This window comes from Achromobacter sp. HZ01, from assembly GCF_003267925.1.
In the GTDB taxonomy this organism is placed as follows: Bacteria; Pseudomonadota; Gammaproteobacteria; order Burkholderiales; family Burkholderiaceae_B; genus Achromobacter; species Achromobacter pulmonis_A.
In genome coordinates this window covers 230,904-243,015 of the sequence record NZ_LWKV01000002.1, presented here as the reverse complement: position 1 = coordinate 243,015, position 12,112 = coordinate 230,904, and the positions used below count along the sequence as shown (strand labels likewise).

Below are 12,112 nucleotides of genomic sequence, written 5' to 3'. Positions count from 1 at the left end.
TCAGTTGCGGACCAGATAGCCGCTCTCGGCCTTCCAGCGCTCGTGATAGGCCTGGTAGTCGGCCAGCACCTCGGCCATCTCAGGCTTGCCGGCGGCCTTGCGGGCCTCGGCCGTCTTGCGCATCCAGTCGTTGCCGGCGTCGGACAGCTGCTTCACGAACTCGGGGGCCAGCGTGATGATCTCGTTGCGGCCGCTGCGGTATTTCGCCATGGCCTTCATGTCGGCGTCGTAGAAGTAGTCCAGGCTCTGCTGCGTGGTGAGTTCGGCGGCCGCCTCGATCAGCGGCTTGAGGTCGGCCGGCACCTTGTCCCAGGTTTCCTTCTTCACCACCACTTCCCACATGAAAGTGGGCTGGTGCACGCCCGGCACCACGATGTACTTGGCGGCCTGGTGAAAGCCCTCGGGCATGTTGGCCGACGGCGGCGCCCACTCCACGGCGTCCACGCCCTTGCGCTGCAGCAGCGTATAGGTCTCGCCCGGCGGCACCACGGTCGGCACGGCGCCGAAGTAGTCGCGCATCACTTCGGCCCAGGGGCCGGAGGTGCGGTACTTCAGGTTCTTCAGGTCCTCGGCGTTGCGGATGGGCTTGTTGGCGTGCGCCATGATCTCGGAGGAGCCGATGCCCACGATCATGGTCTTCAGGCCCTGGCCGGCGCGCAGCTTTTCCAGCCGCTGCTTGCCGCCGCCCTCGTACAGCCAGGCCTTGTAGGCGTCGGGGCCCATGCCGCCCGGAAAGCCCGAGAAGATGGCGTTTTCCGGATTCTGGTTGACCAGGTAGCTGGAGGTGGAATGGCCGGCCTCGACCACGCCGTCCTGCACCGCGTCGAACACTTTCAGCGCCGGCACGATCACGCCCGCGCCGAAGGGCTGGATCTCCACGCGCCCGCCGGTCAGGGTCTTGGCGTTGGCGGCGAAACGTTCCAGGAAATTCTTGTAGAAGGGCGAGCCTTCCGGAACCGAGGTCGGCACTCGCCAGGTGACGTCCGCCGCGGCGGCGGAACCGGCGGCGCATGCCGAAATGACGGCGGCGGCCAGGGCGCGGGTCAGTGTTTTCATGGTTTCCCCTTGTGGATGTGGAAATCGGAGCGGTGATTTGCGGCACAGTCTAATATCCATTAAATATATCAACAACATATTTAAGGGTAAGTCCTAGGCGGCTGGCGCCGCAGGCAGGCAGGGGAAGGGGGGAGGGGAAGGGCGCAATCAGGCTGGCGCCGAAATGACAAAAGCCCTGTAAGCAAGGGCTTACAGGGCTTTCCTGAATTCTTGGCGGAGCGGACGGGGCTCGAACCCGCGACCCCCGGCGTGACAGGCCGGTATTCTAACCAACTGAACTACCGCTCCGCAGCGGTGTGCTTGACGACTTTCATCGCTGCGGTGTCAAGGCAGCGGTACTGCAAAATAGGGCCAGCGAACTGGCGTCCCCTAGGGGATTCGAACCCCTGTACTCACCGTGAAAGGGTGATGTCCTAGGCCTCTAGACGAAGGGGACTTGGACTGCGTATCGCACGAACTGCTGCGATATTACTACCGTACTACTTACTGGTGGAGGTAAGCGGGATCGAACCGCTGACCTCTTGCATGCCATGCAAGCGCTCTCCCAGCTGAGCTATACCCCCCAGGTTACCTTGTTGCCACAGACTGCCGGCAACCAGGCCTTACACCCTAAAAAGCAAAAAGCCCCGAATACGGAGCTTTTGAAAGATCCCGTTCAAGGAGCTTTTGGCGGAGCGGACGGGACTCGAACCCGCGACCCCCGGCGTGACAGGCCGGTATTCTAACCAACTGAACTACCGCTCCGCAGCGGCTTACTCAAACTAGATCACTTCAACTGCATCTAGGTACTGCATTTACTACCAGCGAACTGGCGTCCCCTAGGGGATTCGAACCCCTGTACTCACCGTGAAAGGGTGATGTCCTAGGCCTCTAGACGAAGGGGACTTGGACTGCTTTCTTCGCTTTGGACTGGTGGAGGTAAGCGGGATCGAACCGCTGACCTCTTGCATGCCATGCAAGCGCTCTCCCAGCTGAGCTATACCCCCGTTTTCTAATCAATTCCGACTGGCTTTCAAGTGTTGCGTCTGCTTCACTTTTCTGCTCGTCACCGGTTTTGTTTAGTGCCGTTGGCGAAGAAACGAGATTATGCACGAACTAAATTTTGCGTGCAAGTCGGTTTGCGGCAAAAAACAAAAAAGTTGTGAAAAAGTGGGGGCGGCGGTGGACCGTCGAGTGACGGTTGCGTATTTGTTGGGCAGCCCGGGAAAGTCTTTTCCAAGCCAAGTCCAGGAAAATCAAGGGCTTGCGGGAATATCATCGCAATAGCGAAAATTTTGCCGTTTTGCCACACTTGGCCGACGGCATCGATCAGGACGGAACGCGATGAGCAGGACTTCTTTTCCCACGCGCCCGCTGGGCAGCACCGGCATGGCGATCACCCGCATCGGCCTGGGCGCCTGGGCCATCGGCGGCAACGGCTGGGCGGTGGGCTGGGGCCCGCAGGACGATGCCGATTCCATCGCCGCGATCCGCAGGGCCGTGGAGCGCGGCATCAACTGGATCGACACCGCGGCGGTGTACGGCCTGGGCCATTCCGAAGAAATCGTGCGCCGCGCGCTGGCGCAGATGCCGGCAGCGGAACGGCCGTACGTATTCACCAAGTGCGGCCTGACCTGGTCCGCCGAGCAGCCGCAGGCCATGCCGCGGCGCACCGGCGCGCCGGCCAGCATCCGGCGCGAACTGGAGGACTCGCTGCGCCGCCTGGGGGTGGAGCGCATCGACCTCTACCAGATGCACTGGCCGGCGGGCGACGGCACGCCGCTGGAGGCGTACTGGCAGGAGCTGCTGGACCTCAAGCGCGAGGGCAAGGTGCGGGCGGTGGGACTGTCGAACCACAATCTCGCGCAACTGCAGCACGCCGAGGCGCTGGGCCACGTGGACACGCTGCAGCCGCCGTTCTCGGCCATCCAGCGCGGCGCCGGCGGCGACCTGATTCCCTGGTGCGCGCGCAACGGCACCGGCGTCATCGTCTACAGCCCGATGCAGTCCGGCCTGCTGACCGGGCGCTTCAGCCTGGAGCGCGCCCGCGCGCTGCCGGCCGACGACTGGCGCGCGCGCAACGCGGAATTCGCCACGCCCAACATCGAGCGCAACCTGGCGCTGGCCGAGGCCTTCAAGCCGGTCGCCGAGCGCCACGGCGCGACCGTCGCCGCGGTGGCGGCGGGCTGGACGCTGGCCTGGCCGGGCGTGACCGGGGCCATCGTGGGCGCGCGCAGCGCGGCGCAGGTGGACGGGCTGCTGGGCGCCGCGGAGCTGGAACTGGACAGCGAGGACATGGACGCCATCGCCGAGGCGATCGAGCGCAGCGGCGCGGGCTTCGGCCCGCTGCGCCCGCCCGAAGAGAACGGCGCGCTGCCGGATTATCTGTTCGCCTGACGTTTACGCGCGGCGGCTCTTGCGGCCGCTGCCCACGGCCGCGATCAGCGCCAGCCCGATCAGGGCCAGCGCGGTCTTGTCGCCGAAGCGGGCGTAGGGCGTCAGGCCCGTCATGCCCTGCACGGACACCGGCAGCACGCCAGCCTGCAGCGGCGCAAGCTGCGCCGCCACGCGGCCCTTGGCGTCGATGGCGGCGGTGATGCCGGTATTGGTCGAGGTCAGCATGGGCCGCGCCGTTTCGATGGTGCGCAGGCGGCCGATCTGCAGGTGCTGGCGCAGCGCCCAGGTGTCGCCGAACCAGCCCAGGTTGCTGACGTTCACCAGGATGGTGGCGCCCGGTTCGCCGTTGGGGCCGGGCTGCAGCGCGGGCAGCAGGTCGGGGCCGAACAGGTCTTCGTAGCAGATGTTGAACGCGATGTGCTGGCCGCCCACGGCGAACGGCGCCTGGCGCCGCGCGCCGCGGTCGAAGTCGCCCAGCGGAATGTTCAGCATGTCGACGAACCAGTGAAAGCCCGGCGGCACGTATTCGCCCCAGGGCACCAGATGGCGCTTGTCGTAGCGCATCGCGGTGGCGCCGGCCACCAGGTGCTCCACCGGCGTATTGCCGTCGAAGCCCATGACACTGTTGGTGTAGCGGTCGCGCCCGTCCACGCGGTCGTGTAGCGGCACGCCCATGGCGATGACGGTATTGCGCTGCGCGGCCACGCCGCGCCAGGCGTCCCAGACGCGCGGATCGAGCTGGTCCTGGAAAACGGGCAGCACGGTCTCCGGCAGGATGACCAGCTGCGGATCGGGCACGCCGGGCGCCGGCGGCATGGCCGCCAGGTCCAGGTGGCGCGCCAGGCTTTGTTCCAGCAGCGCCGGGTCGAATTTCTGCGATTGCTCGATATTGCCCTGGACCAGGCGCACGTTGAGCGGCTCGCCCGCGGGCGCCGACCAGTCGATGCGCGACAGCGGCCAGCCGGCCGCGGCCAGCGCCAGCGCGATGCCGGCGGCCAGCGCGTGGCGCGAGCCCTGCCGCGATTTTTTCGAGGGCTGCCACAGGCTGGCGAGCGCGGCGGCGGCGAAGGCGGAAATGAACGCCATGCCGTGCACGCCCAGCAGCGGCGCCCAGCCGGCGATGGGGCCGTCGACCTGGGCGTAGCCGATGTTCAGCCACGGAAAGCCCGTCAGCAGCACGGCGCGCAGCCATTCGAACGCCGCCCACATCGCGGCCCAGGCCAGGGTCGCCGACAGGATGCGCGCGGGCGCGGCGTCCGGCGCCAGCGGCGCGTAGCGGCGCGCCAGCGCGCCGGCGGTGGCCGGAAACAGCGCCAGGAAAGCCGACAGCGCCAGCACCGCCGCCACCGACAGCGGCGCCGACAGGTCGCCGTAGCGGTGCAGGCTGATGAAGATCCAGTACAGCCCCAGCGCGTAAGTGCCGAAGCCGAACAGCCAGCCGCGGCCCCAGGCCTGGCGGGCCGAGGGCGCGTACAGCGTCACGCGCGCGGCGATGGCCAGCATCAGGATCTGGGTGCCGGCCAGCGCCCAGTCGGGCAGGGGGCCGGGCGAGAAAGTCAGGGCGTGCACGGCGCCGGCCAATAGCAGGCCGGCGGCGCCGCGCAGGATGCGGCCGCGCGTGGGACTCGTCATGCGTCGGTAGAGGGCAGGGAGGCTGAGGGGGGAGCGTTGCGCTTGACGCGCAGCCAGATGGCGCGGCGCGCGTCGCCGCGCGCCACTTCCAGGCGCAGGCCGTCGAATTCGGCGGTGTCGCCGCGGCGCGGGATGCGGCCGAGCTGGCCGCCCATCCAGCCGCCGACGCTGTCGTACTCGTCGTCGGGCAGCTGGCAGCCGAACACTTCGTTGAAATGCGAGATATCGGTGGCGGCCAGGACGCGCCACTGGTTCTCGCCTTCCGGGAAGATGGAGTCTTCCTCGGTTTCGTCGAATTCGTCTTCGATGTCGCCGACGATCTGTTCCAGCACGTCTTCCATCGTGACCAGGCCGGAGATGCCGCCGTGCTCGTCGATGACGATGGCCTGGTGGTTGCGGCTGGCGCGGAACTCGTGCAGCAGCACGTTCAGGCGCTTGGATTCCGGAATGAACACGGCCGGGCGCACCAGCGTGCGCACTTCGATGCCGGGTTCCAGCATGCAGCGCAGCAGGTCCTTGGCCAGCAGGATGCCGATGATGTTGTCGCGGTCGCCTTCGTAGACGGGGAAGCGCGAGTGCGCGGTCTCGATGACCGAGGCGACCAGATGGGCGAGGGGCTGGGTGACGTCGAGCAGGTCCATGCGCGAGCGCGGGACCATGATGTCGCCGACGGTGCCTTCGGACACGGCCAGCGCGCCCTTGATCATTTTGTAGGACTCGGCATCGAGCAGTTCACGCTCGTGCGCGGCTTCCAGGACGGCCTTGATGCCTTCGCGGTCCTCGGGCTCGCGGCGCACGAGGGAAAGCAGGCGGTCTAGAAGGGATTTGGTGGCGGGTTTGGTAGAGCGAGCAGGCGTCGCTTCAGGAGCAGGGTAAGGGTCAGACATCGTCCGGGAGGACAGGTTGCGGAACGGCCAGCATAACCGAAACTGGCTTCCGATTTGTAACGCGGTGGTCCGAAATGCGCGGAACCCCCGCCATCTGCGCCTTGCTGCACGCCATTTTTCGGCAATTTCTCAGGGTTGTCCCGAGGGGCCGTTTTCAGGACTCAAGGTAGGGGTCGGCGATGCCCATGGCGGCCAGCGTGGCGGTTTCCAGCGCTTCCATGCGCTTGGCCTCGCGGGCCTTGATGTGGTCGTAGCCCAGCGCGTGCAGCACGCCGTGGACGGTCAGGTGGGCGGCGTGGTCCAGCAGCTGCTTGCGCTGTTCGCGGGCCTCGCGCACCAGCACCGGCACGCACATGACGATGTCGCCGCGGGCCACGCCCAGCGGGTCCACGCCGTATTCGAAGGTGAGCACGTTGGTGGCGTAGTCGCGCCCGCGGAAATCGCGGTTCAGGCGCCGGCCCTCGGCCGCGCCGACCAGGCGCAGGCTGAGCTCGGCGGCCGAGAATTCCACCAGGCCGTCGCCGGCCGCGCCGGCCAGCGCGCGTTCGGCCCAGCGGCGCAGGCGCCAGCGCGGCAGCCGGTCTTCCTGCACGCCGTACTGCACCGACAGCGACAGTCCGGGCTTCGCGGGATCACTGTGCACGGGTCACTCCTCGCTTTCCGCGGCGCGGTCGTAGGCGTCGACGATGCGCGCGACCAGCGGATGGCGCACCACGTCCCGGCTGGTGAAGCGGGTGGTGGCGATGCCCTGCACGTCGTGCAGCACCTTGACCGCGTGCGCCAGGCCGCTGTCCTGGCCGCGCGGCAGGTCCACCTGGGACGGATCGCCGGTGATGACGGCCTTGCTGCCGAAACCGATGCGGGTCAGGAACATCTTCATCTGTTCCGGCGTGGTGTTCTGCGCCTCGTCCAGGATGACGAAGGCGTGGTTCAGCGTGCGTCCGCGCATATAGGCCAGCGGCGCGATTTCGATGGTCTGCTTTTCGAACAGGCGCTGCACCTTCTCGAAACCCATCAGGTCGTAGAGCGCGTCATACAGCGGCCGCAGGTACGGATCGACCTTCTGCGCCAGGTCGCCGGGCAGAAAGCCCAGGCGCTCGCCGGCCTCGACCGCCGGGCGCGTCAGCACCAGGCGCTGCACGGTGTCGCGCTCCATCGCGTCGATGGCGCAGGCCACCGCCAGCCAGGTCTTGCCGGTGCCGGCCGGGCCGACGCCGAAGGTGATGTCGTGCTTGAGGATGTTGTTGAGGTAGTCGCGCTGGCGCGGCGTGCGCGGACGCAGGTCGCTGCGCTTGGTGCGCAGCGCGATGCCGTCGCTTTCGTCGTCCAGCGGCGGCAGCGGGTCCAGCGCCTGGGCCTGCTCTTCCTTCAGCTGCGCTTCCTGGCGGCCGACGCCGATCTCGACCAGCCCCAGCTGGATGTCGTCGACCGACAGCGCGCGGTGCACGGCCTGTTCATGGAAGCGGCGCAGGACGCGGGCGGCCAGCTCGGCCAGTTCGCCCTCTATCGTGACGCGGCTGCCGCGGCGCGACAGCTTGACGTTCATGCCGTCGGCCAGCTGCCGCAGGTTTTCGTCCAGCGGGCCGCAGAGGTTGGCCAGATGGGTGTTGTCGCCGTCCAGGACGACGACGGCGGGCATGCTGCGACGGGCGCGGGAGCGGGGTGTGGTCATTCGGCCTCTGGGGAATCGCGGTCCACGTCGGCCACCCGCGCGCGCAGCGAATTGGTGTGCGCTTCGGTGATGATGACGTCGACCATTTGTCCGATGAGCCGCGCGGGAGCGGCGAAGTTGACGATGCGGTTGTTCTCGGTGCGGCCCATCAGTTCGTTGGGGTCGCGCCGCGACGGGCCCTCGACCAGCAGGCGCTGGCGGGTGCCGATCATGTTGCGGGCGATTTCGGCGGCCTGCTGGTTGATCAGCGCCTGCAGGCGCTGCAGGCGGCGCAGCTTGACGTCCTGCGGGGTGTCGTCGTGCAGGTCGGCCGCGGGCGTGCCCGGACGGCGCGAATACACGAACGAGAACGAGGTGTCGAAACCGACGTCCTCGATCAGCTTCATGGTCTTTTCGAAGTCTTCCTCGGTCTCGCCCGGGAAGCCGACGATGAAGTCCGAGGACAGCGTCAGGTTCGGACGGGCGGCGCGCAGGCGGCGCACCACGGACTTGAACTCCAGCGTGGTGTAGCCGCGCTTCATCGCGGCCAGCACGCGGTCGCTGCCGGCCTGCACCGGCAGGTGCAGGAATGACACCAGCTTGGGCAGGCGGGCGTAGGCGTCCACCATGCGCTGGGTCATTTCCTTGGGGTGCGAGGTGGTGTAGCGGATTCGTTCGATGCCGGGAATCTCGTGCACGTATTCCAGCAGCATGGCGAAGTCGGCGATTTCGCCGCTGTCGGCCATGCGCCCGCGGTAGGCGTTGACGTTCTGGCCCAGCAGCGTCACTTCCTTGACGCCCTGGTCGGCCAGGTCGGCCACCTCGACCAGCACGTCCTCGAAGGGACGCGAGACTTCCTCGCCGCGGGTGTAGGGCACCACACAGAAGCTGCAGTACTTGCTGCAGCCTTCCATGATGGACACGAAGGCCGTGGCGCCCTCGACGCGCGGCGGCGGCATGTTGTCGAACTTCTCGATCTCCGGGAAGCTGATGTCCACCTGCGAGCGGCCCTCGGCGCGGCGGCGCTGGATCAGCTCGGGCAGGCGGTGCAGCGTCTGCGGACCGAACACCACATCCACGTAGGGCGCGCGCTTGACGATGGCCTCGCCTTCCTGGCTGGCCACGCAGCCGCCCACGCCGATCACCAGATCCGGGTTGATCTTCTTCAGGTGCTGCACGCGGCCCAGGTCGGAGAACACTTTCTCCTGCGCCTTTTCGCGCACCGAACAGGTGTTGAACAGGATGACGTCGGCTTCTTCCGGGTCGTCGGTCAGCTCCAGCCCCTGGTCGCCGCGCAGCACGTCGGCCATCTTGTCGGAGTCGTACTCGTTCATCTGGCACCCGAAAGTGCGGATGTACAGCTTGCGGGGGGAGCCGCTGCCTGCGGTCATGGGCGCGTCGGCCGTGCGGTCGTGCGCGGCGTTCGCGCGCTTGATGGAGATTTCTTGCATGGTGGTCGCCGTGACGGGTGTAGATCCCGGGGGCAGAAAGAGGGGAAACGCGGAATTTTAACCCTTGCGTGAAATTTGTTTCTTGGAATGCGGCGCAAGGGCCGTTACGATAGCGTGCCCGCCGCCATTCAGGCGGTTGTAACCAATCTCATTCCCCCCGATAGCGGTGCCGATGACCCCCAATCCCCCGATTCCTCCGGTATCCGTCGCCGGGGCCGAAAGCGCCGCCGGCGCGCCCGCGGCAGGCAGTTGGCGTAATCCGTTTTCGCCGCTGACCTGGGTGCTGCTGGGCTGCGCGCTGGCGCTGGCCGCCGGCGCCAGCGCCCTGTGGATAGACCTGCCCCTGGCCGTGTGGATCAAGCAGTCGGTGACCGAGAACGTGAACGAATCGTTCGAATGGGTGGGCGAACTGGGCGAAAGCGGCCGCTACATCGGCGTGGCGCTGGCGTTCTACGTGATCGGCCTGGTCGGCCTGGCGCGCGGCTGGCGCAATCCCATGCGCATGAGCTATGCCAGCATGGCCCGCGGCAGCCTGCTGATGCTCTCCACCATGGCGGTGGGCGGGCTGGTGGTGCTGGTGCTCAAGCGTTCGGTGGCGCGCGCGCGCCCCGAGCTCTATTTCGAGCAAGGCGTCTACGGGCTGGGCGAATCGTTCTCGCGCTCGCAGCTGTTCAACTCCTTCCCGTCCAGCCACACCTACGCGGCGTTCGCCGTGGCCGTGGTGCTGGGCATCCTGGCGCCGCGCTGGCGCTGGGTCTTCCTGCTGCTGGCCGCGCTGGTGGCCGTCAGCCGGCTGGTCAACCTGGACCACTATCTGTCCGACGTCATGACCGCCGCCGGCATCGCGGTGCTGGTGGGCCACATGCTGGCGCCGCGTGTGCTGGACGGGCGCTACCAATGGCCGCTGCGCGCGCCGTGGCGCTGGTGGCGCAAGAGCCCCGGCCCGCAAGCCTGAGGCCCGGGCGCCCCGGCTCAGGCGAAGTTCACCACCACGCGCCGGTTGCTGCGGCTTTTCTTTTCGATCTTGGTCACGGCCACGGCGCCGATTTCGGCCGTATTGGCCACGTGCGTGCCGCCGCAGGGCTGGCGGTCCACGCCCGGAATCTCGACGATGCGGATGCTGGCGGTGCCGGCCGGCGGCGCCGCGCCCACGGTGCGCACCAGGTCCGGCTCGGCCGCCAGCTGTTCCGGCGTGATGGTGTCGACGCTGACGCCGATGGCGGCGCCGACCAGCGCGTTCAGGCGCTCGGTCAGGTCGGCCTTGTCCAGCGTGGACTCGGGCAGGTCGAAATCGATGCGCGCCGAATCGGGCGAGATATTGCAGCCGGTCACCGGCGCCGGCACCAGCGATCCCAGCAAGTGCAGACAGGTATGCAGGCGCATGAGCCGGTGGCGCCGCGGCCAGTCTATGGCCACCGTCACCCGCTCGCCCACCTGGGGCAGCGCGTCGCCTTGCGGCACGTGCAGGATGCGCTGGCGGTCGTCCGCGTACAGCGTATCGGCCAGCATCAGCACGCGGCCGTCGGCCAGGGTCAGCGTGCCGCTGTCGCCGGCCTGTCCGCCGCTGCGCGCATAGCAGACGGTCTCGTCGAGTTCGATGCCTTCGGGACCGACCGCGACCACGGTGGCCTCGCACCGGTCCAGGTAGGGGTCTTCGTCGAATCGCTTGCGCGGGGCGGGCATGGATGGATCTCCTCCGGATAGGGTGTCAAAGGGATGCGCAAGAGGCGCTCAGGACAGGGTCCGCAGGCCTTGCGCCGTTGCGATCTGCGCGCTGAGGCGGGGCGGGCCGTCGGCCTGTTCCAGTTCGATGAGGTGGTCCGCGCCCATCCAGGCCAGGCCCTGGCGCAGCAGCCCGGCCTGCGGATGGCTGCCGCTCAGCCGCAGCAGCGCCAGGTCCTGGCGCGGCAGGCTCACGCCGGGGTAGTCCGGCACGTCCCATTGGATCAGCGTGGGCAGCAGGCCGTCGCCCGCGGCAACGCCGGCCTCGCGCCAGGCCGGCAGGCTGCCGTCGTCCGGCACCGTCAGCCGCCAGCGCAGCGCGCCGCGCGTCATGGCGATGGCGGGGGCGAGGCGGTCGGGGTGCTCGGCCTGCATGCGGCTCAGATCCAGCGGCGCCTCGACCCGGGCGGCCCAGTGGGCCAGGTATGGGCCCTGGGCCAGCCGGGCGCGCACGGCGTCCTGGTCCAGCCCGAACCAGCGCGGCCGCGCCGGCGGCTCGGCCCGCGGGTCGATGGCGATGACTTCCAGGTAGATGCCCTCGGCCATGCCCAGGACCCGGTTGTGGGTGCCCATGCGCGGATGGGCGCCGCCGCCGGCCGGCGAGATGCCGAGACGCTCGGCGACGTAGCGCGTGCCGCTGTCGAGGTCCGCGGCGGCGATGACGAGGTGATCGATGGCGAGTTTCATGATGGGCTATGGTAGCCCAGCATCGCGCCTCAGCCGATTTCGCGCCGCGTCAGGATACGGTCTATCAGTCCCCACTCCAGCGCTTCCTCCGCGCTCATGTAGCGGTCGCGGTCCAGGGTGCGCTCGACCTCTTCGTAGCTGCGCCCGCAGTGCTGCGCGTAGACGCGGATCACGCGGTCCTTGGTGCGCTGCATTTCCTCGGCGTGGATCAGCACGTCCGAGGCCTGGCCCTGGAAGCCGCCCAGCGGCTGGTGCACGTGCAGGCTGGAATTGGCCAGCGCGCAGCGCTCGCCGGGCTGGCCGGCCATGAGCAGGAACGAGCCCATGGAACGGGCGGTGCCCATGCACAGCGTATGCACCGGGGCGGTGATGTACTGCATGGTGTCGTACATGGCCAGGCCGCTGGTGATGACGCCGCCGGGCGAGTTGATGTACAGGTGGATCGGCTTGGTGGGGTTCTCGGATTCCAGGAACAGCAGCTGGGCGCAGACCAGCGCGGCCACCGAGTCGTTGACCTCGCCGTTCAGGAAAATGATGCGCTCGCGCAGCATCCGGGAATAGATGTCGAAGGCCCGTTCGCCGCGGCCCGACTGCTCGACCACCATCGGCACGTATTGCATGACGCCCTGCATGGACTGTCTCCTGTGTTG

11 protein-coding genes and 6 tRNA genes are annotated in these 12,112 nt (G+C 67.9%); 2 read left to right on the top strand and 15 right to left on the bottom strand.

Translation table 11 applies throughout. The features are described from left to right. The 7 genes from dctP to A6B37_RS10195 form a co-directional block, all read right to left on the bottom strand. Positions 1-1,056, bottom strand: a complete 1,056-nt coding sequence (gene dctP / locus A6B37_RS10225; RefSeq protein ID WP_102773716.1) for a TRAP transporter substrate-binding protein DctP — start codon at positions 1,054-1,056, stop codon at positions 1-3. Positions 1,057-1,267: 211 nt separating this feature from the next. Next, positions 1,268-1,344: transfer RNA gene (locus A6B37_RS10220), tRNA-Asp, on the bottom strand. A 72-nt stretch (positions 1,345-1,416) separates the two neighbouring features. Then, positions 1,417-1,492, bottom strand: a tRNA-Glu gene (locus tag A6B37_RS10215). A gap of 51 nt (positions 1,493-1,543) precedes the next feature. Continuing rightward, positions 1,544-1,619 (bottom strand) — tRNA-Ala (locus A6B37_RS10210). A gap of 104 nt (positions 1,620-1,723) precedes the next feature. Next, positions 1,724-1,800, bottom strand: a tRNA-Asp gene (locus A6B37_RS10205). Between the two features lie 65 nt (positions 1,801-1,865). After that, positions 1,866-1,941: transfer RNA gene (locus A6B37_RS10200), tRNA-Glu, on the bottom strand. Positions 1,942-1,966: 25 nt separating this feature from the next. Continuing rightward, a tRNA-Ala gene (locus A6B37_RS10195) sits at positions 1,967-2,042 on the bottom strand. 382 nt (positions 2,043-2,424) lie between these two features. On the opposite strand from A6B37_RS10195, the gene A6B37_RS10190 reads away from it, so the two are divergent. Continuing rightward, on the top strand, positions 2,425-3,432 hold the full coding sequence (locus A6B37_RS10190) for an aldo/keto reductase (RefSeq protein ID WP_168202206.1): 1,008 nt from the start codon (positions 2,425-2,427) through the stop codon (positions 3,430-3,432). Between the two features lie 3 nt (positions 3,433-3,435). Here A6B37_RS10190 and lnt read toward each other — a convergent pair whose 3' ends face one another. The 5 genes from lnt to miaB all read right to left on the bottom strand — a co-directional run bounded on the left by lnt (position 3,436) and on the right by miaB (position 9,053). Then, complete coding sequence (gene lnt / locus A6B37_RS10185; RefSeq protein ID WP_111825673.1) at positions 3,436-5,064, bottom strand: apolipoprotein N-acyltransferase; 1,629 nt, start codon at positions 5,062-5,064, stop codon at positions 3,436-3,438. Beyond that, the gene (locus A6B37_RS10180; protein ID WP_102773714.1) at positions 5,061-5,951 is read right to left on the bottom strand and encodes a transporter associated domain-containing protein; all 891 of its coding nucleotides are present in this window, start codon (positions 5,949-5,951) and stop codon (positions 5,061-5,063) included. Before A6B37_RS10180 ends, lnt begins: the two co-directional genes overlap by 4 nt. Before the next feature lie 154 nt (positions 5,952-6,105). Next, positions 6,106-6,594 carry an rRNA maturation RNase YbeY gene (ybeY, locus tag A6B37_RS10175; protein ID WP_168202167.1) on the bottom strand — a complete coding sequence of 163 codons (489 nt, stop codon included), beginning with the start codon at positions 6,592-6,594 and terminating at the stop codon, positions 6,106-6,108. 3 nt (positions 6,595-6,597) lie between these two features. After that, on the bottom strand, positions 6,598-7,623 hold the full coding sequence (locus tag A6B37_RS10170; RefSeq protein ID WP_102773713.1) for a PhoH family protein: 1,026 nt from the start codon (positions 7,621-7,623) through the stop codon (positions 6,598-6,600). Continuing rightward, positions 7,620-9,053, bottom strand: a complete 1,434-nt coding sequence (miaB, locus tag A6B37_RS10165; RefSeq protein ID WP_111825672.1) for a tRNA (N6-isopentenyl adenosine(37)-C2)-methylthiotransferase MiaB — start codon at positions 9,051-9,053, stop codon at positions 7,620-7,622. Before miaB ends, A6B37_RS10170 begins: the two co-directional genes overlap by 4 nt. 172 nt (positions 9,054-9,225) lie before the next feature. On the opposite strand from miaB, the gene A6B37_RS10160 reads away from it, so the two are divergent. Then, the gene (locus A6B37_RS10160) at positions 9,226-10,008 is read left to right on the top strand and encodes a phosphatase PAP2 family protein (RefSeq protein ID WP_111825671.1); all 783 of its coding nucleotides are present in this window, start codon (positions 9,226-9,228) and stop codon (positions 10,006-10,008) included. A 17-nt stretch (positions 10,009-10,025) separates the two neighbouring features. Here the strand turns inward: A6B37_RS10160 and A6B37_RS10155 are convergent, their stop codons facing one another. The 3 genes from A6B37_RS10155 to A6B37_RS10145 are packed head-to-tail and all read right to left on the bottom strand — an operon-like array spanning position 10,026 to position 12,094. Next, positions 10,026-10,736, bottom strand: coding sequence for an alanyl-tRNA editing protein (locus tag A6B37_RS10155; protein WP_111825670.1), 711 nt, complete (start codon positions 10,734-10,736; stop codon positions 10,026-10,028). A 48-nt stretch (positions 10,737-10,784) separates the two neighbouring features. Further along, complete coding sequence (locus A6B37_RS10150; protein WP_111825669.1) at positions 10,785-11,462, bottom strand: VOC family protein; 678 nt, start codon at positions 11,460-11,462, stop codon at positions 10,785-10,787. Positions 11,463-11,491: 29 nt separating this feature from the next. Next, entirely contained in the window at positions 11,492-12,094 is a 603-nt protein-coding gene (locus tag A6B37_RS10145; RefSeq protein WP_102773708.1) for an ATP-dependent Clp protease proteolytic subunit, read from the bottom strand. Positions 12,095-12,112: the final 18 nt, after the last annotated feature.

Excerpts from the sequence above, each read along its gene's own strand:
- lnt (WP_111825673.1), bottom strand. The coding sequence starts at position 5,064 with ATGACGAGTCCCACGCGCGGCCGCATCCTGCGCGGCGCCGCCGGCCTG.
- miaB (WP_111825672.1), bottom strand. The coding sequence starts at position 9,053 with ATGCAAGAAATCTCCATCAAGCGCGCGAACGCCGCGCACGACCGCACG.
- A6B37_RS10190 (WP_168202206.1), top strand. The coding sequence starts at position 2,425 with ATGGCGATCACCCGCATCGGCCTGGGCGCCTGGGCCATCGGCGGCAAC.
- A6B37_RS10160 (WP_111825671.1), top strand. The coding sequence starts at position 9,226 with ATGACCCCCAATCCCCCGATTCCTCCGGTATCCGTCGCCGGGGCCGAA.
- A6B37_RS10150 (WP_111825669.1), bottom strand. The coding sequence starts at position 11,462 with ATGAAACTCGCCATCGATCACCTCGTCATCGCCGCCGCGGACCTCGAC.
- A6B37_RS10155 (WP_111825670.1), bottom strand. The coding sequence starts at position 10,736 with ATGCCCGCCCCGCGCAAGCGATTCGACGAAGACCCCTACCTGGACCGG.
- dctP (WP_102773716.1), bottom strand. The coding sequence starts at position 1,056 with ATGAAAACACTGACCCGCGCCCTGGCCGCCGCCGTCATTTCGGCATGC.
- A6B37_RS10170 (WP_102773713.1), bottom strand. The coding sequence starts at position 7,623 with ATGACCACACCCCGCTCCCGCGCCCGTCGCAGCATGCCCGCCGTCGTC.
- A6B37_RS10180 (WP_102773714.1), bottom strand. The coding sequence starts at position 5,951 with ATGTCTGACCCTTACCCTGCTCCTGAAGCGACGCCTGCTCGCTCTACC.
- A6B37_RS10145 (WP_102773708.1), bottom strand. The coding sequence starts at position 12,094 with ATGCAGGGCGTCATGCAATACGTGCCGATGGTGGTCGAGCAGTCGGGC.